Source organism: Pseudoxanthomonas sp. GW835-FHT14C01 (genome assembly GCF_058793715.1).
Genome location: NZ_JBXAGB010000003.1, coordinates 81,139 through 107,461 on the forward strand (window position 1 = coordinate 81,139; position 26,323 = coordinate 107,461).

Consider the following 26,323-nt stretch of genomic DNA (forward strand, 5'->3'; position numbering starts at 1 on the left):
TTGCGTTCCCTGGCTCAGGGCGTGGCGGCCGCGCCCAGCGTGAGTTCCACCTGACCATCGCGGATGCGCAGCGACTCGGCTGTCAGTGTGCCGGGAACCTGCGCCAGGTCCTCGTCCGTCAGCCGGTAGAGTGGCCGGCTGTTGGCGTATTCGCGGATCAGGTCCTGCAGCACCTCGCGCGAACCGCCCGGCAGGCCGCGTCCGGCCGCACCGGTGCCGATGTGTTCCAGCACCGGATCCACCAGGTGCAGACCCCGGGTGGCCGGGTCGTACCGCAAGCCGCTGCTGACCACCACGTTGCCGTTCTCCAGCCGCTCACCGTTGGCCAGCTGGATGCCGTAGTTCAAGCGCAGGTTCAATCGTTCGCCGGGCGCGGGGATGCGTACGTCCGGATCGCTCAGCGTGAGCGAGGCGAAGCCCTCCAGCAATGCGTGCTGCATCGGGAAGCCGGTGCGCGCCGCGCTCTGCAGCTGCGCCGCGTTGAAGCGCAGTGTGTTGGACGCATCGGCCATGGCCAGGACGGGCAGGGCGCAGAGGGCCAGCAGCGTCAGGCGGGGGAACAGGGGATTCTTCATCGTCGTCCTCACTGCAGGTGGATGACCACGCGGCCGTTGTCGATCTGCGTGCTGCCGATGCGCTTGCTGGCGGGCAGGCGCTTCAGCACGTCGCTGTCGATGCGGTAGACCGGCTCGCTGCGCGCGTATTCGGTGAGCACGGTATTGACCAGCTGGCGCGTGCCGCCGGACATCAGCGAGCCGGAACCGGGCACGTCCACCGACAGGATCTCCGGATTGTCCAGGTGCAGGCCCTGGGTGGCAGGGTCGTAACGCAGCCGGCTGGCGAGCGCGAAGTGCCCGCGGCTCACGTCCCGCGCGCCGAGCGCGCTGACGCCGATATCGAAGTCCAGCCGCAGGCGGTCGTCCCCCGACGGAATGCTCAGGCGAGGATTGGTCAGCGTGGCGGAGACGAGTCCGCCGAGCTTGTCGAACTCGCGCGGGAAGCTCTGGTTCAGATAGCGCTGCAACTGCGGCTGGGTGAAATTGATCTGGTTGCCCAGCAGGCCGGACACGGCATTGAGTGTGCTGCAGCCGGCCAATGCCAAGGTGGCGCCGGCGGCGAGGGTGGCGACCAGGAAACGGCGGCGTGTACGCATGGACGGCTCCGGAAGGAATGCCGCACCTTAGCCGGCGCCGCCTGTCCGAAACCTAACCGGCCACTGCTGAAGGGATGTCGCTTCCGCTCTTCTTCGTAGTGCTACCACGGCCCCGGATCGCCGCCTTCCATCAAGCGCGCGGTCGCGATGAAGGCATCGCACACGCAAGGATCGTGGCGCTGGCCGGTGTTAGCGTCGAGACGTGCATTCAACGCGTCGGGATCCTGGCCCAGCAGGTCGCGCGGGGATGCGATGCGGGGGCCGCGCAGGTCGTGGGCGATGGACAGGCCGATGTCGGGAATCTGCTCCAGCGACTGCGCGTCGGTGGCGCCTCCGGACTGTCAGCCGGCGTCGCGGGTGCGCTCCTTGAGCGCGGCGATGAACGTGCCCATGTGCGGGCGCAGCGGGGCGAACAGATCATCGGCGTCCTTGCGATGGTCCAGCATCAGTCCACTGAGCAACTTGGTACCGACCACCAGCGCGGCACGCTCGTCGCCGCTCAGGCCGCGCTGGCGCTGGATGGCTTCGAGGATGCGCATCCAGTCGTCGTGGCAGGTGTGCTCGAATTCGATGGTGCAGCGGCCGTTGCACTGCAAGCCGTCGTCCTCGATCGGCGTGACGGTAATGCGGTAGCGGTGGGCGTCGTTGGGCATGGCGGCGGGGAGGCGCGGTGGGGACCGGGTCAAGATAGGCCTGCGCACCCGGGTGAACGAGGGCCTTCGCCGCGATGGACTGTTCCGTCCGATGCCGCTGCGGTTCAGTCAGTCGTTCACCGTCGAAGCCGTGTCCGCCCTGAACAGCGGCAACGGATCGTAGGCGCCTTCTGCACGATAGATGCCGTAGTGCAGGTGCGGTGGCGTGCCCTGTGCGTTGCCGGTGGTGCCGACGAACCCCAGGACGTCGCCCGGCTGCACGACCTGTCCGGTGGACAGGTCCGCCGCCCAGTCGTCGAGATGGGCGTAGTAATGCCGTTCGCGGCCCGGGCCGAGCACCCACACCTGGCGGCCGCCGAGGCCGCCGTCGCGAACCGACACCACGACACCGCGTGTGGCGCTGATGATCGGCGTGCCGCGCTTGGCGAAGATGTCCACGCCCTGGTGCGTGCGATCGCGTCCGCGAGGTGCGCCGAAGGTGTCGGCGATCTGGCGCGCACGCACGCCCTGCACGGGCACCGGCAGCGAGGTCGGGGGCGGCGCGCGCGAGATGTCCCACATCATGCGTGCGGAGGCCATGAACGGCTGTCCCCACGCCCATGCCAACAGCGCGCCCAATGCCACCAGCCACAGCAGCGTCCAGGCTATCCGGCGCAGGCGGCGTGCGGCCCGACGCATCGGTCAGGACTGCGGCGAGGACGGCATCTGCGCCAGCTGGCGTTCCAGTTGTGCCTTCAGTGAAGGGTCCAGCTTCAACTGCTTCGCCAGTTCGTCCAGGTAGGCGCGTTCCATGAAGCTCTGATCGTCGGCCACCATCAGGCTGGCGAGATACATCTCGGAGGCGATCTCGGGCGTGCTGCCGGCGCGCGCGACCTCGGCCGGGTCCAGCGGCTTCTCCAGTTCGGCATGCAGCCACTGCTGCAGGTCGCTGTCGGTATTGATGCGGGCGAACTCGCCTTCGATGACCTGGCGCTCGCGTGCGTCGATATGGCCATCGGCCTTCGCCGCCGCGACCAGCGCGGTGAGGATGGCCTGGCTGTGCAGTTCCACCTGCGGCGGCGGCAGGCGGTCGACGGTCTGCGGCGTGGCGCCGGCAGCGAAGCCGCCCTGCTGTTGCTTGTATTCGCCGTAGGCGCGGTAGGCCATCACGCCGATCGCCGCCAGGCCGCCGTACGTGGCCAGCTTGCGCGTGGTCTTGTTCTTGCCGAGCAGCAGGCCCAGTGCGCCACCGGAAATCGCCCCCTTGCCGAAATCGGCATTGAGTACGCTGCCGGTGCCGCTGGAGGATTTCAGCAGATGGTCGAGGAAGCCCTGGATCTTCATGCGGTCGATGCCTTGCGTGGGAGGACGTCCCATCGATCTGAGGGCAACCCGCCGTCAGGACAAGGGTGACGGATGGCAGGGGCGGCGTAGAGTCGAGCTTGCCCGACGGCCTTTGCCGGCTTCCGCGTACCGGCCCGAAAAGCAGCAGAGCAAGCTCTGCTCTACCAAGGCAAAAAAGAAGGGACGGCCAGGCCGTCCCTTCTCGCAATCATGGAAAGCGCAGCGATCAGGCCGCGGCGTCCTTCAGCTTCTTCAGCGGGCGCACCTTGACCTTCACCGAGGCGGGCTTGGCGGCGAACCACTGCTCTTCCTTGGTGAACGGATTGATGCCCTTGCGCTTCGGCTTGGCCGGCACGTTGACGGCGCTGATCTTCAGCAGGCCCGGCAGGGTGAAGGAACCGGCGCCCTTCTTGTTGACGGAGGCGTGCACGGCGCTTTCCAGCGAGGCCAGCACAGCGCGGACGTCCTTGGCGGCGACGGCGGTGGCTTCGGCGATGTGGGCGACGAGGCCCGACTTGCTCAGCGCTTCCTTGATCGGCTTCGGCGCGGCCGGCTTGGCGGCGGCCTTCGGTGCAGCTTTCTTGGCGGCCTTCTTCGGCGCGGCCTTCTTGGTGCTCTTTGCCATGTGTCCTGTCTCTACTGTCGAGTGGTTGGGTAATCGGGCCGATCGCATCGGCAAGCGAAATGTAGGGCAAAGAACTGGCCGCGCCAAGGGCAGATGGACCCCGAAACGCCTTTTTTTTCGCTTTTTTCGTGTTTTTCGATCACCGCGCGTCGGAAATCGCCCGGCGGCATGACGAAATCACCTCTCGCATATGCACCGGAAGCAGCGTCCGGCACGCGTCGCGCGACCGGATGCCGCACCCCCGTGATGCTCAATCCTCGTCGTGCCGCGGCCGGTATGCGTCCACCAGCTTCTGCTGCACACCGGGCGGTACCGGTTCGTAGTGGCTGTAATCCAGGCTGTAGCGGCCCTGGCCGGCGGTCATGGATTTCAGTTCGGCTGCGTAGCCTTCCAGTTCCGCCAGCGGCACCTGCGCCTTCACCACGATCTCGCCGCGCACCGCGTCGGTGCCGTTGATGCGGGCGCGCTTGCCGGCCAGATTGCCGGTGATGTCGCCAACCTGCGCTTCCGGTACCGCCACCTCCAGGTCGACCACCGGCTCCAGCACCTGCGGCCGTGCCTTGGCGATGGCGTCGAGGAAGGCCTTCCTGCCCGCCGCGACGAAGGCGACTTCCTTGCTGTCCACCGCATGATGCTTGCCGTCGTGGACGACGACGCGGATGTCCTGCAGCGGATAGCCCGCCACCGCGCCGCTGCCGAGTACCTGGCGCACGCCTTTCTCCACCGCCGGGAGGAATTGCCCGGGAATGGTGCCGCCCTTCACTTCGTCGACGAATTCGAATCCCGCGCCGCGCGGCAGCGGCTCGATGCGCAGGGCGACCTCGCCGAACTGCCCGGCGCCTCCGGTCTGCTTCTTGTGCCGATGATGGCCCTCGGCCTTCGCCCCGATCGTCTCACGGTAGGCGATCCGCGGCGGTCGCGTCTTCACCTCCACCGCATGCCGGTCCTTCAGTCGTTCCAGCATCACCCGCAGGTGCAGGTCGGACAGGCCGCGGATGACGGTCTCGTTCAGTTCGGGCTGGTGTTCGACGACGAAGGCAGGGTCTTCCTCAGCCAGCTTCTGCAGCGCGATCGACAGTTTCTGTTCCTGGCCCTTGCTCGCGGCTTCTATCGCCAGGCCGAACATCGGCTTGGGAAACGCCACCGGCGCCAGGTGGATGTGGTCCTCGTCGTGGCTGTCGTGCAGCACCGCATCGAAATGCAGGTCGTCGACCTTGGCCACTGCGGCGATGTCGCCCGGAATCGCTTGGTCGACTTCCACGTGGTCCTTGCCCTTGAGCTTGAACAGGTGGCCGACCCTGAACGGCTTCTTGCCGTCGTCGACGAACAGCTGCGTGTCCTTCCTCAGCGTGCCCTGGTAGACGCGGAAGATGCCCAGCTTGCCGACGAAGGGATCGTTGACGATCTTGAAGACGTCGGCGATGACGTGCGCGCGCGGATCCGGGACGGCTTCGATCGGTTGCGGGCCGCTGCCATTGGACTTCACGAACGGCGGCGGATTGGCTTCGGCCGGGTTCGGGAACAGACGCTCCGCCACGTCCAGCAGTTCCTTCACGCCCGTCCCGGTGCGCGCGGACACGAAACACACCGGTACCAGGTGGCCTTCGCGCAGGCACTGCTCGAAGGCGTCGTGGAGTTCCTCGCCGGACAGGCCGCCTTCGCCCAGGTCCAGGTAGTGCTCCATCACCGTTTCGTTGATCTCGACGACCTGGTCGATGATCTTCTGGTGCCAGTCGGCGACCGGTCCGAGATCGGAGTCGCCGGCGGCCTGGCCGAAGCAGTCGATCACCGCCTTGCCGCCGTCCGCGGGCAGGTTGAGCGGCAGGACTTCCGGCCCGAACGCCTCGCGCAGTGCGGCCAGCACGCCGGCACAGTCCGCGCCTTCATGGTCGATCTTGTTGACGACGATGGCGCGGCACAGGTTGCGTTCGCGCGCACGCTCCATCAGCCGGCGAGTGCCGTGCGCGACGCCGGCATCGGCATCGACGACGATCAGCGCGGTTTCCACCGCGGACAGCGCCGACAGCGCCGGGCCGCGGAATTCCGGATAGCCGGGCGTGTCGATCAGGTTGACGTGCATGCCGCCGTGGTCGGTGCTGGCGATGGCGGTGTCGATGGAGTGGCCGCGGGCCTTCTCGATCGGATCGTGGTCCGAGACGGTGGTGCCGCGTTCGATGGTGCCTGCCACCTGGAGGGTGCCGCCGGCATGCAGCAGGGCTTCGAACAAGGTTGTTTTGCCGGCGCCGGGGTGGCCCGCCAGGGCCACGTTGCGGATCTGTTGCGTGCTGTACGACATGAGGCCGTTCCTCCCGAGGGTGGGGGTCGAAGGGCCGTCATGGCTGTCCGGGCCGAGCGCATCCCGTGAGCGTGGCGCTCGGCGGGCGGTCATGGCGGACGGCCAGCATCGGCACGCGGGTGGGCGGGGTCAAGCCGCACTGCGGTACATGCCGTGAACATCCCCGGGTGTACCCTGCGTTCCCCTGACCCGATGGAGCACGACCATGGCTTTGAAGCGTTATGCGGATGCGGTGTGGAGCGGCGACCTGCAGTCCGGCAAGGGCACGTTGAGCACGCCGCAGAGCGGACTGTTCGAAGGACAGAACTATTCCTTCAAGACCCGTTTCGGCGACGAGAAGGGCACCAACCCGGAAGAACTGCTGGCGGCAGCGCATGCCGGCTGCTTCACCATGGCGCTGTCGGCGGTGCTGGGCAAGGCCGGGTTCACCCCGGACAAGCTGCAGACGCGAGCCGAAGCCACGATGGAGCCGGGCATGGATCCGGGCCCGACGGTCACCGGCATCAAGCTGACGGTGTCGGCGAGCGTGCCGGGCATCAGCGCGGCACAGTTCGAGGAGATCGCACAGCAGGCGAAGGCGGGCTGCGTGATCTCGCGCGCGCTGTCGGTGCCGGTGTCGCTGGAGGCGACGCTGCTTTGACGGCGCTACGGGCCGCGCTGCTGGTGCATGGCGCCGGCGGTGGCGGCTGGGAATGGAACATGTGGCGTGGCGTGTTCGAGGCGGCGGGCATTGCCGTGGCCACGCCCGATCTGCAACCGGTGGCCGCAGGACTCGCGGCCACCGGGTTCGACGACTACCTCCAGCAGGCGCGCGATGCGCTGCAGGCGTTGCCGCGTCCGCGCGCCGTGGTCGGCGCCAGCCTGGGTGGCCTGCTCGCGCTGGGCATCGCCGATGCCGCCGACGCGGTGGTGTTGGTGAATCCGCTGCCGCCGGCGCCGTGGCATGCGTCGCTGCCGGCGCGGACATGGCCCGACGTCGTGCCGTGGCGTCGCGATGCACGGCTGGACGGCACGCGTCGCGCCCTGCCCGATGCGGATGAGGCGACGACGCTGCTCGCGTTCCGTCACTGGCGCGACGAATCGGGGTCGGTGCTGCGTGCCGCTTACAGCGGTGTACCCGTGGTGCGTCCATCGTGCCCGCTGCTGCTGATCGCTTCGCGCGAAGACAAGGATGTGCCGCCCGCGACCGTGCAGGCGATGGCCGCCGCATGGCAGGCCGAGGTGCTGCAAACGCTTTCACCTTCGCACGTCGGTCCTTTGCTGGGACGCGACGCCGCCGGCATCGCCGGACAAGCTGTCGAATGGCTAAACCGCACGGTTCAGTCCGGTTGAGTTCAGCCCGATTTCACCCGACGGGGCCGAGCATGCGCTCACGCCAATCCGGCGTGGGGGAGTACCCGACATGAAGCGTCTTTCCGCTGCCGTGCTGGCCGTGAGCCTGTTTGCCACCGGCGTGGTCTCCGCGCAGTCCACCCGGCACTACGGCACGTCCGACCGTTACGGCGACGAGCCCTATTACGACTACGCGCGTGTCGTCCGTGTCGATCCCGTCATCGAGGGCGGCTATCGTGAGCCGGGCCGCACCACGCAGCAGCAGTGCTACTACCGCGACGCAGACGACGTGTACGCACGTGACGGGTATCGCGACGATGTGTATTCGAATCGCGGCTACGACGACGTGTACGACAACGGCGACTATCGTGATGTCTATGGCCAAGACGGCTACGGCCAGCGTCGCACGTCCACGGGTGGCGCCGAGGCCGGACGTACCGTGGCCACGGTGATCGGTGGCATCGCGGGTGCGGTGTTGGGCAGCAAGGTCGGCGACGGTAGCGGCCGTTATGTCGGCACCGCAGTCGGTTCGATGGTCGGCGGCATGGCCGGCCGTTCCATCTATGACAACAACCAGCGCAACCGTCAGGTGCAGCGCGGCCAGGTGCGTGTCTGCGATCCCGTGCCGGTGAGCGACGGCCGCTATGGCGATGATTACTACGGCGACGGGCGTGTATCCGGTTACGACGTCACCTATGAATACGGCGGACGCACCTACCGCACCCGTACCGGTTATCACCCCGGCGAGCGCATGCGCGTCCGCGTGGATGTGCGGCCCGAGTGACCACCGCGTTGCGCGGAAACCCGGGGCGGTAAGCAACGAATGCCGCGAAAGAGGCCGCTAGGCCCCTTTTTTGCGCCCGTTGCCGTCGCGCGCGCCACCGCGCATAGTCCGCCGCTGGATCAGCGCGGGAGCGAGGCATGCGGTATCTGGCATGGGGAATGGGTGGGCTGTTGTTGTGTGCGGGTGCCGTGCAAGCACAGGTCCAAGTGGTGACGGCGGCGCGCGTGCACACCTCCGATCCTGCGCAACCTGTGGCAGAGGCAGTGGCCTGGGACGCGCAGGGCCGTATCCTGGCGGTCGGTGGCACCCGCGAACTGTTGGAGCGCTATCCCGGTGCGACGCGCATCGACGCCGCCGGCAAGACAGTGATTCCCGGGCTGATCGATGCGCATGGTCATGTCATGGGACTGGGTTACGCGCTGATGCGCGCGGACCTGGTCGACGCACGGGACAAGGCGGACGTGGTTGCGCGCCTGCGTGCATTCGAAAAGCAGCTGCCGCCGAATGCCTGGTTGCTGGGTGGCGGCTGGGACCAGAACGACTGGCCGGAGAAGGTCTTTCCGACCGCCGCAGATCTGGATGCCGCCTTCCCGGATCGCCCGGTCTGGCTGGAGCGCGTGGACGGCCATGCCGGCTGGGCCAACAGCGCCGCCCTGCGCGTGGTCGCGTCCCATGCCACGCGTTCGATGGATGGCGACTGGCAGCCGGAGGGTGGACGTATCGAGCGTGTCGATGGCAAGCCCAGCGGCGTATTCGTCGATGCGGCGATGTCGCTGGTCAACAGGGTGGTGCCGGCGCCCGACGCGTCCTATCGGCGGCAGGCGTTGGAAAAGGCGACGCAGGCCGCCGTGCGGAACGGCCTGACCGGCGTGCACGACATGGGCGTGTCGCGCGAGGACCTTGCGCTGATGAAGCAGTTCGCCGACGAAGGTCGCCTGCCGCTGCGCATCGACGCCTACGCCGACGGCGATGGCGCCGCGCTGGCCGATCTGTGCGCGCAGGGGCCCTACCGCCATGCCGGCGGGCGCCTGCAGATGTCGGGCGTGAAGCTGTACGCCGATGGCGCACTGGGCAGCCGTGGCGCGGCACTGCTGGAAGACTACAGCGACGATCCCGGCAATCGCGGCCTGCTGGTGACCGAGCCCGCAGCGCTGGAATCGGCGATGCGCAAGGCGCGCGGCTGCCAGGTGCAGGTGGCGACGCATGCGATCGGCGATCGCGGCAACCGCCTGGTACTTGATGCCTATGAACGTGTGCTCGGCGACGGGTCCAAGACCGACCACCGCTGGCGCATCGAGCATGCGCAGGTGGTGGCGCCGGAGGAGTTTCCACGCTTCGCCGCGCTCGGCGTGATCGCGTCGATGCAACCGACGCACGCCACGTCCGACATGCCGTGGGCGCAGGACAGGCTGGGGCCTGTGCGCATCACCGGTGCCTACGCCTGGCAGCGCCTGCAGGGGAGTGGCGTGAAGCTGGCCCTGGGTTCGGATTTTCCGGTGGAGTCGGTCGACCCGCGGCGCGGCCTGCATGCCGCGGTGACGCGGCAGGACGGAAAGGATCATCCCGACGGTGGGTGGATGCCGGACCAGCGCCTGAGTGCCGTCGAAGCGCTGCGAGGATTCACCGCGGACGCCGCATGGGCGGGCCACGACGAGGCTGACGTGGGTCGGCTCGCTCCGGGGCTGCGCGCGGATTTCGTGATCCTCGACGAAGATCCGCTGGCGATCCCGGGCGAGCAACTCGATGACCTGCACGTCCGTTCGACGTGGGTGGATGGAAAGCCGGTTTACGAGGCCGAGTAGCCGTTGCTTCGTGTAGGAGCGACGTCAGTCGCGATCACGGATATCGAGGACTCTTATCCATGATGTGTGCATTGCCTACACACATCAGGCTGTAAGGGAGCGGAAGTCTCCGGGTCGCGACTGACGTCGCTCCTACAGTGAAAGCGAGCGTCACCAGTCGATCCGGCCGGTGACGATCGTGCGCACATGCCCGCCTGACCATACATCGCCGGCGTTATCGACGCGCAGTTGCAGACGCGCGTCGTAGCCGACTTCGCGCCCCTGGCTGACGACGTAGCGGCCGTCGCGGCCGGGCAGCGCGTCGCGCGATGCCAGCCAGGCGGCCAGCGTCGCGTTGGCGGCGCCGGAGGCCGCGTCTTCGAACGCCGCCGGCGCGCCGACGAAGGCGCGCACGGCGAGGTCGTAGGACTGTCCCGGTGTGCGGGCATAGGCGCACACGCCCATGCTCTCGGTGGCACGGGCAAGGGCACCGATGGCATCCCAGTCCGGTGTGGCACCACGCAGCGTGGCTTCGTCGCGCACTTCGGCCAACCACCACCGGCGGCCGCCATCGACCAGGGCAGGCGGCAGGGCGCCGGCGGGCAGGGCCGCGAGCGCCGCGCGCAGGCCGTCATCGTTCACGGGATCGCCCACTTTCACCACCTGCGCGCGCGGCGTGCGCACGGCGATCGTGCGCATGGTGTCTTCATCATCCACCCGCAATGGCAGCACGCCGACGGCGCCTTCCTGCATCAACAGGCCGTCGACAGGTGCGGCAAGCCCCGCATCGAGCACGACGTGCGCGGTGCCGACGCTGGGATGGCCGGCGAACGGCACTTCGCGGCGCGGGCTGAACATGCGTACGGCATAGCTCGCGCCCGGCTGCGTGGGGGCGAACACGAACGTGGTTTCCGGCAATCGCGTCCAGCGGGCGATGGCCTGCATGGCGGCGTCATCGAGACCGGCAGCGTCGAGCACGACGGCCAGCGGATTGCCGGCGCCAGGGCGGTCGGCGAATACGTCCAGCTGGACGTAGCGGCGGAGGGTCATGGGGGGCGTTGTCGCGTGGGGGTCGGGCAGCTTACCAAGTCGCGGGCCGGGCGACGGCGGGCTCGCCCCGGCCTTCGCGCTCCACAGGGTGCGCGGAACCGATTCGTTGCATGCGGTACGGTCCGGTCGCGCGTGGGGGCTTCGGCTAGAATCGGCGGTTCACGCCCGAAGGGTTCGGGCATTCCACTTCATTACTCTCCATGCCCTCTGCCACCCCCGCGTCTGATCGTTGGATCGTCCTCAAGTTCGGCGGCACCTCGGTGTCCCGCCGCCATCGCTGGAACACGATCGGCACGCTGGCGAAAAAACGGGCGGAAGAGAACGAGGCCCGTGTTCTGGTGGTGGTGTCGGCCCTGTCCGGCGTGACCAACGAACTGACGGCCATCGCGGACGGCGCCGCTGACAGCGGCGAGCGCGTGGCCAGGCTGGAGCGGCGGCACCGCGAGTTCCTCGCCGAACTGGAACTCGACGCCGACGCCGTGCTGGGCGATCGCCTGGCCGCGCTGCGCAACCTGCTCACCGATCCGCGGGCCGCGAGCCGTGCGCTGGACTGGCAGGCCGAGGTGCTGGGGCAGGGCGAACTGCTCTCTTCGACGATCGGCGTCGCCTACCTGCGCGCGCAGGGACTGGACTTCGGATGGGTCGATGCGCGCCACTGGCTGCAGGCGAACTTCCTGCCTAACCAGAGCCCATGGGCGCAGCGGCTGTCGGTCTCGTGCAACACCGCGCCCGACCAGGACTGGCGCCGCGCCTTTGCCGGCCAGCCGGCGGCGATGCTGCTGACGCAGGGCTTCATCTCACGTCATGCCGATGGCGGCACCGCCATCCTCGGTCGCGGTGGCTCGGACACCTCGGCCGCGTACTTCGGCGCCCTGCTGGGTGCGCAGCGCGTGGAAATCTGGACTGATGTCCCCGGCATGTTCAGCGCGAACCCGCGCGAGGTGCCGGATGCGCGCCTGCTGACGCGCCTGGACTATTACGAGGCGCAGGAAATCGCGACCACCGGCGCCAAGGTGCTGCATCCGCGTTCGATCAAGCCCTGCCGCGATGCCGGTGTGGCGATGGCGATCCTGGACACCGAGCGCCCCGAACTGCCGGGCACCACCATCGACGGCACCGCGCTGACGGTGCCCGGGGTCAAGGCGGTCAGCCGCCGCAACGGCATCGTGCTGGTGTCGATGGAAGGCATCGGCATGTGGCAGCAGGTCGGCTTCCTGGCCGACGTGTTCGCGCGCTTCAAGAAGCACGGCCTGTCGGTGGACCTGATCGGTTCGTCGGAGACCAACGTCACCGTGTCGCTGGATCCCAGCGAGAACCTGGTCAACACCGACGTGCTGGCCGCGCTGTCGGCCGACCTGGCGGAGATCTGCCGGGTCAAGGTGATCGCGCCGTGCACGGCGATCACCCTGGTCGGCCGTGGCATGCGCTCGCTGCTGCACAAGCTGTCGGACGTCTGGGCGATGTTCGGCCGCGAGCGCGTGCACCTGATCTCGCAGTCGTCGAACGACCTCAACCTGACCTTCGTCATCGACGAGGCCGATGCCGACGGCATGTTGCCGCTGCTGCACGAGGCGCTGATCGAAAGCGGTGCGATGCCGGCGGATGAGGCCAGCGTCTTCGGCCCGAGCTGGCGCGAGATCAACGGCGCGGTCCGCCAGCGTGGCGTGCGCTGGTGGAGTGCGCCCGCGGCGCGGGAACGCCTGTTGTCGCTCGCGCAGGGCGAGACGCCGCGGTACGTCTACAACCTGGACGTGGTGCGCGCACGGGCGCGCGCGCTGACGGGTATCGGTGCGGTGGACCGCCGCTTCTTCGCCATCAAGGCCAATTCGCATCCCGACATCCTGCGTACGCTGGTGGAAGAGGGATTCGGCCTGGAGTGTGTCTCCCGCGGCGAACTCGAGCGCGTGTTCGAGGTGGCGCCGTCGCTGCCGATGGAGCGCGTGCTGTTTACGCCGAGCTTCGCGCCGCGCGCGGAGTACGCCTTCGCGCTGGAGCGCGGCATCAACGTCACGCTCGACAACGTCGAGGCGCTGCAGCAGTGGCCCGAGGTGTTCCGTGGCCGCCGCCTGTGGCTGCGCGTGGACCTCGGGCGCGGCGACGGCCACCACGACAAGGTCAAGACGGGCGGAAAGAGTTCGAAGTTCGGCCTGCCGCTGGCCAAGCTGGACGAATTCCTCGCCGCCGCGCGTGCGATCGACGTGCGCATCACCGGCCTGCACGCGCACTTGGGCAGCGGGGTGGAGAGCGCGCAACACTGGAACCAGATCGCCGATGAACTGGGTGGACTGGCCGACCAGATCGGCACCATCGAGACCATCGATATCGGCGGCGGCCTGCCGATTCCGTACGCGGAAGGCGACGAACCGTTCGACCTCGCCGCGTGGGGCGAGGGGCTCGCTGCGATCAAGGCCGCTTACCCGGCCTACCAGCTGGTGATCGAGCCTGGCCGCTACCTTGTCGCCGAATCGGGCGTACTGCTGGCACACGTCACCCAGGTCGTCGAAAAGCTCGGCATCCGGCGTGTCGGCAGCGATGCCGGCATGCACACGCTGATCCGCCCCGCGCTGTACGACGCCTGGCACGACGTGGCCAACCTGTCGCGACTGGACGACACGGCACAGGAGCCGTTCGATGTGGTCGGCCCGATCTGCGAGTCGAGCGATATCTTCGGCAAGCGCCGCAGGCTGCCGTCGGCGACGGCGGAAGGCGATGTGCTGCTGTTCTCCGACGCGGGGGCCTACGGGTTCGTGATGGCCAGCCACTACAACCTGCGCGGGCTGCCAGGGGAAGATGTAATGGAAGGGGTAACGGGCGATGTCGCCGCGGGCTGAGTTCATCGGATCCAGCCTGCTGGTGGCGGTAGTGCTGACCGTGGGCGTAGCCCTCGTGCTTGGCGCCGGGCCTTACGTCGGGGGGCGGGGCATACTGTCCGCGCTGCGGATGGCGCCTGCGGTGCTGCTGGCGTCGGGCATGGCCGCATGGTGCGTCGTCCGCTGGCATGCGCGTGCCGCGGCGAACGGCCGGCACTGGCGTGCAGGAGGCATGACGCTACGCACCTTGCGGGTGGCGTTCCTGTTGTTTCCGCTGATGCTGGCTGTATGGGCGGGGATCGCACTGACCCTCGATCAGGTGGCCGCCACTGCGCCCGGCGGCTTGCGCGATGCCCTAGCCTGGTTGCCCCTCGCTGTTTTCTATGGCTCGCTGGCCGTGATCGTGTTCGGCGCTGTGCCCGCTTTCCTCCTTGAATACTTCGCCTGCCGGCGCTACCTGCGACGCGAGGCCGTTCCTTCCCTGGATCACGCATGACGAATTTCGACAAATCCACCATCCGCACCTTCCGCTTCGTCCGCTGTTCCTTCGAGGCGGAGACGGGTGTCGCGCGGTTGGTGTACGCCTTCGATGAAGGCCCGGAGCTGACGGAAACCGTCACGGTTCCCGGTGCCCCCTTCACCCTCGACGCCGCCCGGGCGCAGGCCGTCGAACAGGCGGTGCGGTTGCTGCACCTCATCACCGGCGTCAGCTACTACAAGGCGGCGGTGCCGAACGAGATCCGTATCGAAGGCTATGCCATCGATGCGGCGACGGCGGTGCTGCTGGAGCAGGTCTACGTGCACGGGCTGGGCGAGTTCGCCTACCGCAACGGCCTGAGCCTGCATGGCCGCGTGCGCTTCCCGGTCGGCGCACCGGCGCGGGCCGTCGCACCTGCTGCGGGACTGCACCCGCACGCGCTGGTCGCCATCGGCGGCGGCAAGGATTCGCTGGTCAGCATCGAGGCGCTGCGTGGCGCCGGTGTCGAACAGACGGTCACCTGGATCGGCGGCTCGCAGCTGATCGCGGCCTGTGCCGCGCGCACCGGCCTGCCCACGCTCAACATCGGCCGGGCACTGGCCCCGGAGCTGTTCGATTACAACCGCCAGGGCGCGTGGAACGGCCACATCCCGGTCACTGCGATCAATTCGGCGATCATGGTGCTGGCCTCCCTGCTGCACGGCGTGGACCAGGTGGTGTTCTCCAACGAGCGCTCGGCCAGCTACGGCAGCATGATCGCCGGCACCGGCGAGGTGAACCACCAGTGGTCGAAAGGCTGGGCGTTCGAGCAGGCATTCGGCGACTTCGTACAGTCGCATGTCGCCGCCGACCTGCACTATTACTCGCTGCTGCGTCCACTGTCGGAACTGGCGGTGGCGCGGCAGTTCGCGCGTACCGACCACTACGACGCGCATTTCTCCAGCTGCAACCGCAACTTCCACCTGCTCGGCGAACGCCCGACCAACCGCTGGTGCGGTGTCTGCCCGAAATGCCATTTCGTGTTCCTTGCGCTGGCGCCGTTCATGCCCAAACCGCGGCTGGTCGGCATCTTCGGTCGCAACCTGCTGGATGATGTGAACCAGACGGCCGGCTTCGATGCGCTGCTGGAGTACCAGGATCACAAGCCGTTCGAATGCGTCGGCGAAGGCCAGGAGTCGCGTGCGGCGATGGCCACGCTGGGCGACCGGCCGGAGTGGCGCGAGGATGCGATCGTCGCGCGCTTCAACCAGGAGATCCGCCCGCAGCTCGATGCCGCCGAACTGGCGGTGGCATCGCTGCTGGAAATCGGCGGCGAACACCGCGTTCCCGCCGCGCTGTGGGAGCGCCTGCGTGCGAATTTCGCAGCTTGAGGGAAGGCGGGTCGCGCTGTGGGGCTGGGGCCGCGAAGGTCGTGCCGCCCATCAGGCGATCCGTGAGCGACTGCCGGTGCTGCCGCTGACGCTGTTCTGCAACGACACGGAGGCGGTCGATGCCGCCGCGTTGGGCGATGGGGGCCTTTCCATCGAAACGCAGGTGACGGCCGAGCGGCTGTCGGCGTTCGAGATCGTCATCAAGTCGCCGGGCATCAGTCCCAACGGCCCCGCGGCATTGTCGGCTGCAGCCTCCGGGGCGCGTTTCGTCGGTGGCACCAGCCTGTGGTTCGCCGAGCATGCAGGCGACGACGGGATCGTGCCTCATAGCTTCTGTGTTACCGGCACCAAGGGGAAAAGCACGACGACCTCGCTGCTGGCGCACATCCTGCGCGCATCCCGTCGTCGCACCGTGCTGGCCGGCAACATCGGCCTGCCGCTGCTGGAGGTGCTGCACCCGCGACCGGCGCCCGATGCGTGGGCCATCGAGCTGTCCAGTTACCAGACCGGTGATGTTGCGGCGAGCGGTGCGCATCCCGATGTCGCGGTGGTGCTGAACCTGTTCCCCGAGCATCTGGACTGGCATGGCAGCGAGGCGCGCTACATCGAGGACAAGCTGAAGCTGGTCACCGACGCGCATCCGCGCGTCGCGGTGCTCAATGCCGCAGATCCGCGACTCGCCGCACTGGAGTTGCCGCGCAGCGATGTGCGCTGGTTCAATCGTGCGGACGGCTGGCATCTGCGCGAGGACGATCTTTACCGTGGCGACACGTTCGTCATGGATACACGGCCGTTGCCGCTGCCCGGCCGCCACAACCGCGGCAATCTGTGTGCCGTGCTGACCGCCCTGGAAGCGGCGGGAATCGATGCCTTGCCGCTGGCGCCGCATGCGCAGTCGTTCCGCCCGCTGCCGAATCGCCTGCAGACGATGGGGGCGCGCGACGGGCTCACCTGGGTCAACGACTCGATCAGCACCACGCCGCACGCGACGCTGGCTGCACTGGACTGCTTCGCGGGCCGGCGCATCGCGCTGCTGGTCGGCGGACATGACCGCGGCGTGGACTGGTCGGATTTCGCCGCGCACATGCGCATCGATGCACCCGCCACGATCATCACGATGGGGGCCAACGGTCCGCGCATCCACGCCTTGCTCGCGCCCCTGGCGCAGGAGGCCGGCTTCACGCTGATCGCCGCCGAGACCTTGCCGCAGGCTGTCGCCGCTGCGCGCACCGCGCTGGGAGACGAAGGCGTCGTGCTGCTGTCGCCGGGTGCGCCCAGCTTCGGCCAGTACAAGGACTACGTGGCGCGTGGCCGCCATTTTGCTGAACTGGCGGGCTTCGACCCGGATGCCATCACCGCGATCCCCGGTCTCGGAGTCGCCTGACACGCAGTCTCTCGACACCGGCTTGCACGCCCCGCCGTACACTCGGCCAGTCCCCTACGAGGAGATCCGCCATGCGCCGTCGCCTGTTGCTGTCCTGCCTGCTGTCCCTGTTGTGGTCGCCCGTCCTGCTGGCGGCTCCTGTCGCCAAGCCGATCGAATGGAAGATCGGTGGCGACACGTTCTCGGGATATCTCGTCTACGACGACAGCGTGACGACGCCGCGCCCGGGATTGGTGATGGTGCCCAACTGGAAGGGCGTCAACGAGTCCGCCATCGAGAAGGCGCATCTCGTCGCGGGTGACGACTACGTGGTGCTGGTCGCCGATGTCTATGGCAAAGGTATCCGCCCGAAGACCGACGCCGAGGCAGGCCCGGTCGCGACCGCGATGCGTGCCGATCGCCCGAAGCTGCGCGCCCGGGTGCAGAAGGCAGTGGAAGTGCTGAAGCAGCAACCGGGCACGCTGGTCGATCGCGCGCGCATCGGCGCGTTCGGCTACTGCTTCGGCGGCAGCACGGTGTTGGAACTGGTGCGTGCAGGCGACACGCTCGCCGGCGTGGTCAGCCTGCATGGTGGCCTGGCGACCGACCTGCCGGCGGCGGGCGCGGTGAACTCGCCGGTGCTCGTGCTCAATGGCGCCGACGACACTTATGTGTCGGCCGCGGAAATCACCGCGTTCCAGGACGAGATGCGCAAGGCCGGGGCCGACTGGCAGTTCGTGAACTTCAGCGGCGCGGTGCACTGTTTCGCCGAATCCGATGCGCAGAACCCGCCCGGCTGCGTCTACCACGAGCGCTCGGCCAAGCGCGCCTATCGGATGATGGCGGACTTCTTCAGCGAGGTCTTCGCGAAATGACGTGCGGCGCGGGTCAGTGCCCGCGCTCCACCGCATAGCGTGCCAGGCCGCGCAGGGCGGCCAGCGCATCGGATTCGGGCAGGCCATCGAGGGCCTGTTCCGCCAGCGCAGCATAGTGATGCGCGCGCTCGCGGCTGTATTCCAGTCCGCCGGTCGCACGGATGGCGGTGAGCACTTCGGGCATCGCGGCGGCATCGCCTTCCTGCACGATGGTGCGCAAGCGGTCCGCAACGATCGCGTCGGAATGGCGGATGGCATGGATCAACGGCAGCGTGGCCTTGCCCTCGGCCAGGTCGTCGCCCAGATTCTTGCCGAGCGCATCGGCGTCCGCCGTGTAGTCGAGCACGTCGTCGGCGATCTGGAAGGCGTAACCCAGTGCCATGCCGTAGTCGTAAAGCTTCTGCTGGGTCTGCGCATCGGAACCCGAGGCCATCGCGCCAAGCTGCGTGCCGGCAGCGAACAGGACGGCCGTCTTGCGTTCGATCACGCGCAGGTAGGCGGCCTCGTCCGTGTCCGGGTTGTGGACGTGAAGCAATTGCAGCACTTCGCCTTCGGCGATGCGGTTGGTGGTGTCAGCCAGCAGGCGCATCACGTCCATGCGGTCCAGTTCGACCATCAGCTGGAAACTGCGCGAATACAGGAAGTCGCCGACCAGCACGCTGGGCGCGTTGCCCCACAGCGCATTGGCGGTGCTGCGGCCACGGCGCAGGTCGGATTCGTCCACCACGTCGTCGTGCAGCAGGGTGGAGGTGTGGATGAACTCGACGATCGCCGCCAACTGGTGGTGGTCCGGCGCGGTAGGGCCGCAGGCTTGTCCGGCCAGCACCACCAGCATCGGGCGCAGGCGCTTGCCGCCGGCGGAGATGATGTGATCGGCGATCTGGTTGATGAGTGCCACGTCCGACGCCAGCCGCGCCCGGATCAGGGCGTCGATGGCGGCCATGTCGGCCTGGGCGAGCGACTGGATGGCGGGCAGGGTCAGGGCGGTGCGGGGGGAGTCGACGACGGACATGAGGCAAGAGGCCGGAAAGTCACGGAATTATAGGGGCTGGCGTGCGGCAATGCCCTACATGTGAGCCGGCTGGAGGCCGATGGCGGGGGTCCGGCGGGTATACTCCACTGGTCTTTGCCCGCGCTCGGCGGGCATCCCTGAACGGATATCGATATGGCCCGCGGCATCAACAAAGTCATCCTGGTCGGCAACCTCGGCAACGACCCCGAAACCCGCTACACGCAGGGCGGCATGGCGATCACCCGGATCAGCCTCGCCACCACCAGCGTGCGCAAGGACAAGGACGGCAACCAGCAGGAACGCACCGAATGGCACCGTGTGGTGTTCTTCGGCAAGCTCGGCGAGATCGCTGGCGAGTACCTGCGCAAGGGCAGCTCGGTGTACGTGGAGGGCTCCATCCGCTACGACAAGTACACCGGCCAGGACGGGCAGGAGAAGTACTCCACCGACATCATCGCCGACGAGATGCAGATGCTCGGCGGTCGCGAAGGCGGTGGCGGTGGCGGTGGCGGTGGTGCGGGCGGTGGTGATCGTCCGGCCCGTGCCCCGCGGCAGGACTACGGCAACCAGGGTGGTGGCCAGCGTCGCCAGGCACCGGCACCTGCCTCGCAGCCGCCGGCGATGGACGACTTCGCGGACGACGATATTCCGTTCTAGGACCTACCTCAGAATCTTATGTTGCATTTCATCAGAGGCCCGCTTTTTAGCGGGCCTTCTGATTTTAAGGCGTGACTTTTTCTATTATACGGTCTAGGTTATAGCTACCGTGACGCAAATGTTGCGAATAGAGGTCGTCCATGAGCGTGCGTGACTTCTCGATCCCATTTGTCGTTTTTCCCGATGGCGAGCGATTTCCAATGCTGGTCGATGCCACGGGATCACCAAATTGGTACTCGACGCTGTTCGCGACAACGCAACTTCGAAATTCCAGTCAAGCCGCCAATACGATTCACGCCGCGCTTTCTTCGGTTAGACATCTCTTTACGTGGGCGGAGCAGAACGCAATTGATATCGAGGAGCGCTTCGCATCACGTGAGTATCTGACTTTCGGTGAAATTGAGGCGCTCTCGGCACATGCGCAGAAGCGGGTCTCTGAGACCGAACAGGGTGCTGGTGTAGTCATTCAAATGCATGTCAGCCCAAATCGAGTTGGGGCGCGATTCAATTCGCCAGTTAAGAGAGTGTCGTCTAAAACACAGTACAACCGCCTCTCATACATGGCGGAATACCTGGAATGGTTTGCTATATACGTTCTCGAACGTGAATCCCGGAATGTTGATGCAGATACTCTAAAAGCAATCAAGCTGATGAGTAGCAGAATTCATTCAAAGCGGACAAGAAGAAAAAAATCAATAGTCAATGCAAAAAAAGGGCTGAGCAAAGAGGGTCAATTTGAACTACGTAATGCAACGCGCGTTGGCTCTGGCAAGAATCCTTTCACTGGTGCAGTCCAATCAAGAAACGAACTGATCGTCAATTTATTCGCTTTGGGTTTGCGCTCTGGAGAGCTGCTTGCGCTGCAGGTCCCAGATTTTGATTTTCAGAAGAACGAAGTTCTGGTGGCGCGAAGACACGATGACAAGAGTGATCCAAGGGCAAGGCAACCGGTCGCGAAGACTCGTGACCGAGTGCTTCCGATGACTGAAGCGCTCTCTCGTAAAGTCTACGAATATGTCATGGCAGTCCGCAGGAGTTTTCCGGCGGCGAAACGACATAAGTTTCTGCTGGTGACCCATCAAGCAGGGCCATATCAGGGCGCTCCGTTGTCCGCGAAAGGGTTGGGAAAAATATTCCGGGTTATCAAGAGTGTTAGTTCTGATGCTCTGAAGGATCTGTCTCCACATGTGTTGCGTCATACTGCAAATGATGAGCTATCAGAGCTAATGGATGAGGCTCATGTTAAGCCGGCCGATGAAGAAAAGATGCGTTCATACATGATGGGCTGGCGCGAAGGATCGGGTACTGCAGCGACATATATCAGGAGGCACACGCAGAAGAAGGCTCGCGAAGCATCCCTCAAGCTGCAGCAGAGAATCGGAGGTAACAATGATTCCGAAAAATGATGAGAGGGACAAGGGCTCGATTTTATCTCGCGAGGGTTACGAGATCAGCATAGTTAGCTCAAGATGGAGGCTCTCTCGCGACGTAATCGTTGGGCTTGAGTGGGTAGCGGATCTCTTGGATGAGAGGCTGCAAGAGAGCTATATTTCCTTGATGGCACATTACGCTGCCAAATTTGCGCCAGGGACTACCGAAGCAGCTAACTCGTCCTTCAAGGCGTTCGCGAGACACGTGGTTTCAAGTCGTGGTGCTATCGGCGTGATAACGCCTTATGACCTTATCAATTACCGTAGCGCAATCGGTGCGACTGCTGAGCCGCGTCTGGGAGTTCTCGGGACACTACTCAAAATTTGGTCGAATCTCGATCTGCCGGGAGTGGATGGCGAGGTGCTGGAATTGCTGGAAGGCTGGCGAATAAAAGGTTGGCGCAAGGGTGTGGCTGTGCAGACCATGTGTCCGCTAACAGGACCACTAAGTGAGCTCGAGTACGAGGCACTCTGCTTTAGTTTGGTCGACGCCTTTGAAGCAGATAAAATTAGTCTTGAAGAATTCGTTCTAGTCGACTTATTCATCGCTACTGGGCGAAGGCCGGTTCAGTTGGGTGATCTGAAGGTGCGGGACATCATATGCGCGGACAATGATGTCGAGGTGAAAGAAGTAATCCTGAATGTGCCAAGGCGAAAGCAAGGAGATCCGTGGCGCACTGAGTTCAAGCCTATTTATTTGACTCCCGAGAAGGGGGTGGCAGTCCAATTGCTTGTAGAAGAAAGCATTACAAAATTTCGACATAAATATCCGTTCATTATTAATGAAGATGTCGGGGATATTCCATTATTTCCCAGTTGGAGAAAGGTCGCGGCTGTGGCCGAAGAATCATCCGATCTTGTTGTGAGATTGCTGCCAACTGAGATGTTTCATCTAAATACCTCTACGATCAGTTATCGTCTTGAAACCATCATTGAAAGCCTCGATGTCTCATCAGAGAGGACAGGAGAGCGCCTTCGCGTTTTCCCTCTTCGCTTACGTCGGAACGTCGCAACTAGAGCGGCGAGACAGGGATACGGGACGGTAGTTATTGCCGAGTTGCTCGACCATACGGATGACCAGAATGCCAGGGTGTACACAGAGAATGTTCCCGAGCATGTAGATGCGATCAACGAGGCAGTGGCTAGGCAGTTGGCGCCAATCGCCCAGGCGTTCTGTGGAATTCTCGTGGATCACGAATCTCATGCCATTAGAGGTCAGGATCCAGCCAGCCGAATTAGAGCTGACAATGGCACTGGAGTGGGTACATGCGGAATGCATGGTTTCTGTGGCGCGCTAGCTCCGATAGCTTGCTATACATGCAAAGCTTTTCAGCCTTGGCTAGATGGGCCCCACCAAGAAGTAATGGATGGACTCCTGTATGAGCGCGAGAGAATTTGTGAGCTGACGAGGGATGAATCGATGGCCGCAATCAACGATCGTACGGTTGTTGCCGTGGCAGAAGTGATTCGCCGTTGCGAGGAGAGGCGGAGGGAGTTGGACGCTGAGGTGGTGAATGGCTGAAATATTTCACTTCAGTTCTCGCGCGGATCTCGACGCCGCGGATACTTTAGATCTCTTCATCCAACGCTGCCGAGAAGATCTCAAGGTCTTCGGCCGTGATCTCGACTGGGAAGCTAATTACTGGACTCGGGCAGGCGTTGCGTTCGGAAACATCGACCATAAGGCGAGGGTACTTAAGGATGAGCATGTCCTGCGGAAACCCTTCTTGGATTTCGCCAAAGCGTACTTCCGCTACCAACAAGGACATAAGCCAACCGGTGCAAAGAATGAGATGCGTGCGCTGAAGGCCCTTGAGCGAGCATTGATAGAGCGTACCGGGGGGGCATGTGTGTCTGAAGTCGACCATGGCACATTTGATCTTGCTGCTGTTCTGGCTCGTGATGCGTACTCTCCTGGGATGAGCTATCACGCAGGTCGGGAACTAGAGCGTCTAGCAAGATTTCTCGTTAAGTTTCGTTTAATTTCGCGTCAACTTCAGTGGGTAAGCCCCATCCGGCGCCCCGTGGATACGGTCAGAACTGGAAAGACTGCGCGTGCAGAACGAGAACGGAAGCTGCCTTCCGATGAGGCTCTGGATGCACTCGCAGAGATATTTTCACGAAATCCTGATTGCAATCGCGACATTTTCACAACGAGTACAACGGCGTTACTGCTTAGCGCGCCATCTCGCGTTTCAGAGGTGCTGGCTTTGAGTGTCAACTGTGAGGTTGATGAGCCCAAGGCTGATGGAACGCGTGCTTATGGGTGGAGGTTCCTTCCGGGGAAAGGTGCTGCACCCATGATCAAGTGGATTCCTGATGCCATGGTCTCTGTGGCAAAAGAGGCGATACGTAGAGTCCGCATCCTAACAGCGGATGCGCGCTGGCTGGCCCGCTGGCTGGAAGATAGGCCAACAGAGTTTCCTCGGCATACTCTTTGCCCTGACGTCTCTGAGGATGCGCCGCTAACTCGTGTTGAAGCGGCGCGAGCAATAGGCATTGATACCGAAGATGACAAGTACCGCTCCAGTGAATTGACTCGCCTTGGCCTTTCACGTGTCGATGGTGGAAATACACTGAGATCGTTGAATGTATGGGTGCGATCACAGCTTCCTGAAGACTTCCCTTGGTATGACCGAAGTCGAGGAATTCGGTTCGCGGATGCCCTGTACTGCATGACGGCTAGGCGGCTTGACACCATTCGAAGGACATCTCCAGTTATCCTCTGGAAGGTTACGGCCAACATTCTAAACAGTGATCTGTGTTCTCGCGAAGTCGGACGAGCACAGCTTGCTCCATCAATTTTCGACAGGCACGGCTTTAACACAGGTCTGCGTTCCCGGCTGAAGATAACGTCTCATCAGTTTCGCCATTTGCTTAACACGCTGGCGCAGCGAGGAGGGCTTGGTCAGGCGGAAATTGCAAGGTGGTCGGGTCGCGTTGATGTAGGTCAGAATCGCGATTACGATCATATGTCAGAGTTTGAGATCGTTGACATGCTTAGGGCGCATGATCCTTCGCTTCGACTGGATCAATCACTGCGAGAGCTTGTTGATGAGATTTCCAAGAAGCTTCCAATAACTCGGGAAGAATTCGAGCTGCTCGTAATCCCGACGGCGCATATTACGGAATACGGGTACTGCGTCCACGATTACGTGATGTCACCATGTCAGCGTTATCGTGATTGCTTGAACTGCAGCGAGCAAGTGTGCATTAAAGGCGATCACAGGATTTCCAGGCTGAAGCAGCGCTTAGAACTGATCCGTCAGCTCATCGCTCGCGCGGAAGCGGAGATCGCTGATGGTGTCGCCGGTGCGGATCGATGGTATGAGATTCACAAGCTGACGGAGTCTAGGCTCAGTGAGCTGATCGCGATTATGGAGGATCCGTCTGTCCGAGATGGAACGATTATTCGTTTGCGTAACGAAGCTGAGTTCAGTCCACTGCGGCGGGCTCTTAACATCAAGCTTTTGGGTGGGGCTCAGGCGCTTGGGCCGGCGTGCTCTAGTCTTAAGCTGGCGGGGAAGTATTGATGGGTAAGCACTTGTCTGATCGCGACATCGATAAGGTAGTCGGAGTGCTAGACGGGTGGCGCGATGAGCTCACATGGGAGTTGCTGTGCTCTGCCTGCCATAGTGTGATTGGAACGACGCCTGTGCGCCAGACTCTTTACCGAATCGAGCGTATTAGACACGCATACCTAGCCGCAAAGGAGCGCGTTAGGAATAGCGCTGGGAATTTGCCAATCCCTGCCTCTTTACGGATAGCGGCTGAGCGTATTGCGCGGCTTGAAAGCGAGAACCAAAGACTGAAGCGAGAGCAGGCCGCCCTGCTGCATCAGTTTGTTGTGTGGCAGTACAACGCCCATGTTAAGGGCCTTACAAACGTTGACTTGAATAGAGCGTTGCCAACCATTGATCGAGGTAAAACCGAAGTAGATTAGGCCTTAAGGCCCGAAGTTTTGGGGATTCATGGCTGGTTTCCGACTCGAATCTACCTCACGCGCAACAGGTCGCTCCACTTCGTCGTATACGCAGGCGACAATGCCCGCAGCGTGGGGCGCCAAAGCACTTCCTTCGTACCACGCCGGCTCTCTTGTGGACTGACGCCACCTACGCGCCAGCCGACGGTGCCGACACCCATGGTCCCGCGGCCCCATTTGGCGTTGATCTTATCCAACACCGCCATGGCGCGTTCGGCTTTTTCATCGGGCCCGAAGAAGAGGTCCGCTTGTCGAGCGTCGGCGCACACAAGATCGGTCAGGCCAACGCCGCCGCGCTTGAAGGCTTGCGCATTGCGACGCTTGCCCGCCTGATCCATGATCGACTTGGCCAAGAACCGGACAGCCCGCAGCACTTCTGCCGTGTCCTGAGTAGGGAAGGGGAAGGGCACAGCACGGCTGGCGTGGAAGGTGTCGCCCTTGAATGGATTGCCATCCAGCCACACCCACAGGGCGCCCGCTGCAAGGCCACGCTTGCGCAGCTTTTCGCACGCCACGGTGGTGAAGGTCGACAGCGCCTCCATCGGGTCTACAACGACCCGTCCGAACGTGCGGCTCACTACCAGTTGCTTGCGTTCGGGCTCTTCCAATTCCAGATCGCCGCACGGTACGCCACTTAACTCCGTGGCGGTGCGCGCCAGCACCACGCCATAGCGGGCGCGCACATGGTCAATCGGTAGGGCGGCCAGGTCGGCCGCCGTCTGTACCCCTTCGGCATTCAGTCGGGTCGCGTAGCGCCGCCCGACACCCCACACGTCCTCGATTGTAAGCGCGTCGATGTTCTGTGGGGTGGCATGAAACACGGCCAGGCGCCCCGCGTTCGTGGCGCGTTTGGAGCGGTCTTTGGCCATTTTGTTGCCAGCCTTTGCGAGTGTGCGAGTGACGCCTAAACCGGCGCAGCAGGGAATGCCCACCCACTTCAAGATACGTTCGCGCGCTTCCAGACACGTGGCGAATGGATCTTTTAGGCCTTCCACGTCCACGAAGTTTTCATCGATTGAGTAGACCTCCACGCGTGGAAACAGGTCCGTCAGTATCCGCGCGATCCGAGCCGACAGGTCACCATACAAAGCGAAGTTGGCGGACCTGACTTGGACCTGCGCGCGAATGTCTTTGGGCACCTGAAAGATAGGCGTGCCGATCTTCAAGCCCAACCGTTTGGCCTCCGATGACAGGGCAATGCAGCACCCGTCGCCATTGCCCAACACCACCGTGGGTTTGCCGCGCAATGAGGGGTCGAACACCCGTTCGCACGACACATAAAACGTGTTGCCATCGATCAAGGCGAAGCGTGGAGGTTCGGGTTCAATCGGCGCGATCATGTAAGCGCA

24 protein-coding genes are annotated in these 26,323 nt (G+C 64.4%); 13 read left to right on the forward strand and 11 right to left on the reverse strand.

Annotated features, from left to right (window positions below):
- Positions 1 to 14: 14 nt before the first annotated feature.
- The 8 genes from AC1Q5B_RS13760 to fusA all read right to left on the reverse strand — a co-directional run bounded on the left by AC1Q5B_RS13760 (position 15) and on the right by fusA (position 6,050).
- Positions 15 to 575 carry a YceB family lipoprotein gene (locus AC1Q5B_RS13760; protein WP_492632177.1) on the reverse strand — a complete coding sequence of 187 codons (561 nt, stop codon included), beginning with the start codon at positions 573 to 575 and terminating at the stop codon, positions 15 to 17.
- An 8-nt stretch (positions 576 to 583) separates the two neighbouring features.
- A complete protein-coding gene (locus AC1Q5B_RS13765; RefSeq protein WP_492632178.1) occupies positions 584 to 1,153 on the reverse strand; it encodes a DUF1439 domain-containing protein in 570 nt (189 codons plus the stop codon).
- A gap of 101 nt (positions 1,154 to 1,254) precedes the next feature.
- A complete protein-coding gene (locus AC1Q5B_RS13770; RefSeq protein WP_492632800.1) occupies positions 1,255 to 1,464 on the reverse strand; it encodes a helix-hairpin-helix domain-containing protein in 210 nt (69 codons plus the stop codon).
- A 30-nt stretch (positions 1,465 to 1,494) separates the two neighbouring features.
- Entirely contained in the window at positions 1,495 to 1,806 is a 312-nt protein-coding gene (locus AC1Q5B_RS13775) for a DUF3861 domain-containing protein (RefSeq protein WP_492632179.1), read from the reverse strand.
- Positions 1,807 to 1,914: 108 nt separating this feature from the next.
- Positions 1,915 to 2,484 (reverse strand): M23 family metallopeptidase, encoded by a 570-nt coding sequence (locus tag AC1Q5B_RS13780; RefSeq protein WP_492632180.1) that lies wholly within the window; start codon positions 2,482 to 2,484, stop codon positions 1,915 to 1,917.
- A gap of 3 nt (positions 2,485 to 2,487) precedes the next feature.
- Positions 2,488 to 3,162, reverse strand: coding sequence for a tellurite resistance TerB family protein (locus AC1Q5B_RS13785; RefSeq protein ID WP_492632181.1), 675 nt, complete (start codon positions 3,160 to 3,162; stop codon positions 2,488 to 2,490).
- 193 nt (positions 3,163 to 3,355) lie between these two features.
- The gene (locus AC1Q5B_RS13790; protein ID WP_056878154.1) at positions 3,356 to 3,754 is read right to left on the reverse strand and encodes an HU family DNA-binding protein; all 399 of its coding nucleotides are present in this window, start codon (positions 3,752 to 3,754) and stop codon (positions 3,356 to 3,358) included.
- Positions 3,755 to 4,004: 250 nt separating this feature from the next.
- Positions 4,005 to 6,050 (reverse strand): elongation factor G, encoded by a 2,046-nt coding sequence (gene fusA / locus AC1Q5B_RS13795; RefSeq protein ID WP_492632182.1) that lies wholly within the window; start codon positions 6,048 to 6,050, stop codon positions 4,005 to 4,007.
- Positions 6,051 to 6,255: 205 nt separating this feature from the next.
- Between fusA and AC1Q5B_RS13800 the strand changes: the two genes are divergently transcribed.
- From AC1Q5B_RS13800 to AC1Q5B_RS13815, 4 genes are all read left to right on the forward strand, one after another.
- A complete protein-coding gene (locus AC1Q5B_RS13800) occupies positions 6,256 to 6,690 on the forward strand; it encodes an OsmC family protein (RefSeq protein ID WP_327483558.1) in 435 nt (144 codons plus the stop codon).
- Positions 6,687 to 7,382 (forward strand): alpha/beta hydrolase, encoded by a 696-nt coding sequence (locus AC1Q5B_RS13805; RefSeq protein WP_492632183.1) that lies wholly within the window; start codon positions 6,687 to 6,689, stop codon positions 7,380 to 7,382. Before AC1Q5B_RS13800 ends, AC1Q5B_RS13805 begins: the two co-directional genes overlap by 4 nt.
- A gap of 70 nt (positions 7,383 to 7,452) precedes the next feature.
- Entirely contained in the window at positions 7,453 to 8,166 is a 714-nt protein-coding gene (locus AC1Q5B_RS13810) for a glycine zipper 2TM domain-containing protein (RefSeq protein WP_492632184.1), read from the forward strand.
- Between the two features lie 137 nt (positions 8,167 to 8,303).
- Positions 8,304 to 9,968 (forward strand): amidohydrolase, encoded by a 1,665-nt coding sequence (locus AC1Q5B_RS13815; protein ID WP_492632185.1) that lies wholly within the window; start codon positions 8,304 to 8,306, stop codon positions 9,966 to 9,968.
- Positions 9,969 to 10,118: 150 nt separating this feature from the next.
- On the opposite strand, the gene AC1Q5B_RS13820 is transcribed toward AC1Q5B_RS13815, so the two are convergent.
- Entirely contained in the window at positions 10,119 to 10,997 is an 879-nt protein-coding gene (locus tag AC1Q5B_RS13820) for a PhzF family phenazine biosynthesis protein (RefSeq protein WP_492632186.1), read from the reverse strand.
- 200 nt (positions 10,998 to 11,197) lie between these two features.
- Between AC1Q5B_RS13820 and AC1Q5B_RS13825 the strand changes: the two genes are divergently transcribed.
- The 5 genes from AC1Q5B_RS13825 to AC1Q5B_RS13845 all read left to right on the forward strand — a co-directional run bounded on the left by AC1Q5B_RS13825 (position 11,198) and on the right by AC1Q5B_RS13845 (position 17,893).
- Complete coding sequence (locus AC1Q5B_RS13825) at positions 11,198 to 13,828, forward strand: bifunctional aspartate kinase/diaminopimelate decarboxylase (RefSeq protein ID WP_492632187.1); 2,631 nt, start codon at positions 11,198 to 11,200, stop codon at positions 13,826 to 13,828.
- Entirely contained in the window at positions 13,812 to 14,303 is a 492-nt protein-coding gene (locus tag AC1Q5B_RS13830) for a hypothetical protein (protein ID WP_492632188.1), read from the forward strand. Before AC1Q5B_RS13825 ends, AC1Q5B_RS13830 begins: the two co-directional genes overlap by 17 nt.
- Positions 14,300 to 15,655, forward strand: a complete 1,356-nt coding sequence (gene murL / locus AC1Q5B_RS13835; RefSeq protein WP_492632189.1) for a UDP-N-acetyl-alpha-D-muramoyl-L-alanyl-L-glutamate epimerase — start codon at positions 14,300 to 14,302, stop codon at positions 15,653 to 15,655. The genes AC1Q5B_RS13830 and murL overlap by 4 nt, the downstream gene beginning before the upstream one ends.
- Positions 15,636 to 17,039, forward strand: a complete 1,404-nt coding sequence (gene murD / locus AC1Q5B_RS13840) for a UDP-N-acetylmuramoyl-L-alanine--D-glutamate ligase (RefSeq protein WP_492632190.1) — start codon at positions 15,636 to 15,638, stop codon at positions 17,037 to 17,039. The genes murL and murD overlap by 20 nt, the downstream gene beginning before the upstream one ends.
- A gap of 71 nt (positions 17,040 to 17,110) precedes the next feature.
- Entirely contained in the window at positions 17,111 to 17,893 is a 783-nt protein-coding gene (locus AC1Q5B_RS13845; RefSeq protein ID WP_492632191.1) for a dienelactone hydrolase family protein, read from the forward strand.
- Between the two features lie 13 nt (positions 17,894 to 17,906).
- On the opposite strand, the gene AC1Q5B_RS13850 is transcribed toward AC1Q5B_RS13845, so the two are convergent.
- Positions 17,907 to 18,905, reverse strand: a complete 999-nt coding sequence (locus AC1Q5B_RS13850) for a polyprenyl synthetase family protein (protein ID WP_492632192.1) — start codon at positions 18,903 to 18,905, stop codon at positions 17,907 to 17,909.
- A gap of 153 nt (positions 18,906 to 19,058) precedes the next feature.
- Here AC1Q5B_RS13850 and ssb point away from each other — a divergent pair, with 153 nt between their 5' ends.
- The 4 genes from ssb (at position 19,059) to AC1Q5B_RS13870 (ending at position 24,525) form a co-directional block, all read left to right on the forward strand.
- On the forward strand, positions 19,059 to 19,562 hold the full coding sequence (gene ssb / locus AC1Q5B_RS13855) for a single-stranded DNA-binding protein (protein WP_492632193.1): 504 nt from the start codon (positions 19,059 to 19,061) through the stop codon (positions 19,560 to 19,562).
- A 140-nt stretch (positions 19,563 to 19,702) separates the two neighbouring features.
- On the forward strand, positions 19,703 to 20,968 hold the full coding sequence (locus tag AC1Q5B_RS13860; protein ID WP_492632194.1) for a site-specific integrase: 1,266 nt from the start codon (positions 19,703 to 19,705) through the stop codon (positions 20,966 to 20,968).
- Positions 20,952 to 22,514, forward strand: a complete 1,563-nt coding sequence (locus AC1Q5B_RS13865; RefSeq protein WP_492632195.1) for a site-specific integrase — start codon at positions 20,952 to 20,954, stop codon at positions 22,512 to 22,514. The genes AC1Q5B_RS13860 and AC1Q5B_RS13865 overlap by 17 nt, the downstream gene beginning before the upstream one ends.
- Positions 22,507 to 24,525 carry a hypothetical protein gene (locus AC1Q5B_RS13870; RefSeq protein WP_492632196.1) on the forward strand — a complete coding sequence of 673 codons (2,019 nt, stop codon included), beginning with the start codon at positions 22,507 to 22,509 and terminating at the stop codon, positions 24,523 to 24,525. The genes AC1Q5B_RS13865 and AC1Q5B_RS13870 overlap by 8 nt, the downstream gene beginning before the upstream one ends.
- Before the next feature lie 460 nt (positions 24,526 to 24,985).
- Here the strand turns inward: AC1Q5B_RS13870 and AC1Q5B_RS13875 are convergent, their stop codons facing one another.
- Entirely contained in the window at positions 24,986 to 26,314 is a 1,329-nt protein-coding gene (locus AC1Q5B_RS13875) for a Y-family DNA polymerase (RefSeq protein WP_492632197.1), read from the reverse strand.
- Positions 26,315 to 26,323 lie beyond the last annotated feature (9 nt).

Coding starts and splice junctions, on each gene's coding strand:
- AC1Q5B_RS13785 (WP_492632181.1), bottom strand. CDS start 3,162: ATGGGACGTCCTCCCACGCAAGGCATCGACCGCATGAAGATCCAGGGC.
- AC1Q5B_RS13780 (WP_492632180.1), bottom strand. CDS start 2,484: ATGCGTCGGGCCGCACGCCGCCTGCGCCGGATAGCCTGGACGCTGCTG.
- AC1Q5B_RS13865 (WP_492632195.1), top strand. CDS start 20,952: ATGATTCCGAAAAATGATGAGAGGGACAAGGGCTCGATTTTATCTCGC.
- fusA (WP_492632182.1), bottom strand. CDS start 6,050: ATGTCGTACAGCACGCAACAGATCCGCAACGTGGCCCTGGCGGGCCAC.
- AC1Q5B_RS13825 (WP_492632187.1), top strand. CDS start 11,198: ATGCCCTCTGCCACCCCCGCGTCTGATCGTTGGATCGTCCTCAAGTTC.
- AC1Q5B_RS13760 (WP_492632177.1), bottom strand. CDS start 575: ATGAAGAATCCCCTGTTCCCCCGCCTGACGCTGCTGGCCCTCTGCGCC.
- AC1Q5B_RS13820 (WP_492632186.1), bottom strand. CDS start 10,997: ATGACCCTCCGCCGCTACGTCCAGCTGGACGTATTCGCCGACCGCCCT.
- AC1Q5B_RS13765 (WP_492632178.1), bottom strand. CDS start 1,153: ATGCGTACACGCCGCCGTTTCCTGGTCGCCACCCTCGCCGCCGGCGCC.
- AC1Q5B_RS13845 (WP_492632191.1), top strand. CDS start 17,111: ATGCGCCGTCGCCTGTTGCTGTCCTGCCTGCTGTCCCTGTTGTGGTCG.
- AC1Q5B_RS13790 (WP_056878154.1), bottom strand. CDS start 3,754: ATGGCAAAGAGCACCAAGAAGGCCGCGCCGAAGAAGGCCGCCAAGAAA.
- AC1Q5B_RS13850 (WP_492632192.1), bottom strand. CDS start 18,905: ATGTCCGTCGTCGACTCCCCCCGCACCGCCCTGACCCTGCCCGCCATC.
- AC1Q5B_RS13860 (WP_492632194.1), top strand. CDS start 19,703: ATGAGCGTGCGTGACTTCTCGATCCCATTTGTCGTTTTTCCCGATGGC.
- AC1Q5B_RS13830 (WP_492632188.1), top strand. CDS start 13,812: ATGTCGCCGCGGGCTGAGTTCATCGGATCCAGCCTGCTGGTGGCGGTA.
- murL (WP_492632189.1), top strand. CDS start 14,300: ATGACGAATTTCGACAAATCCACCATCCGCACCTTCCGCTTCGTCCGC.
- AC1Q5B_RS13815 (WP_492632185.1), top strand. CDS start 8,304: ATGCGGTATCTGGCATGGGGAATGGGTGGGCTGTTGTTGTGTGCGGGT.
- ssb (WP_492632193.1), top strand. CDS start 19,059: ATGGCCCGCGGCATCAACAAAGTCATCCTGGTCGGCAACCTCGGCAAC.
- AC1Q5B_RS13870 (WP_492632196.1), top strand. CDS start 22,507: ATGGCTGAAATATTTCACTTCAGTTCTCGCGCGGATCTCGACGCCGCG.
- AC1Q5B_RS13875 (WP_492632197.1), bottom strand. CDS start 26,314: ATGATCGCGCCGATTGAACCCGAACCTCCACGCTTCGCCTTGATCGAT.
- AC1Q5B_RS13800 (WP_327483558.1), top strand. CDS start 6,256: ATGGCTTTGAAGCGTTATGCGGATGCGGTGTGGAGCGGCGACCTGCAG.
- AC1Q5B_RS13775 (WP_492632179.1), bottom strand. CDS start 1,806: ATGCCCAACGACGCCCACCGCTACCGCATTACCGTCACGCCGATCGAG.
- AC1Q5B_RS13810 (WP_492632184.1), top strand. CDS start 7,453: ATGAAGCGTCTTTCCGCTGCCGTGCTGGCCGTGAGCCTGTTTGCCACC.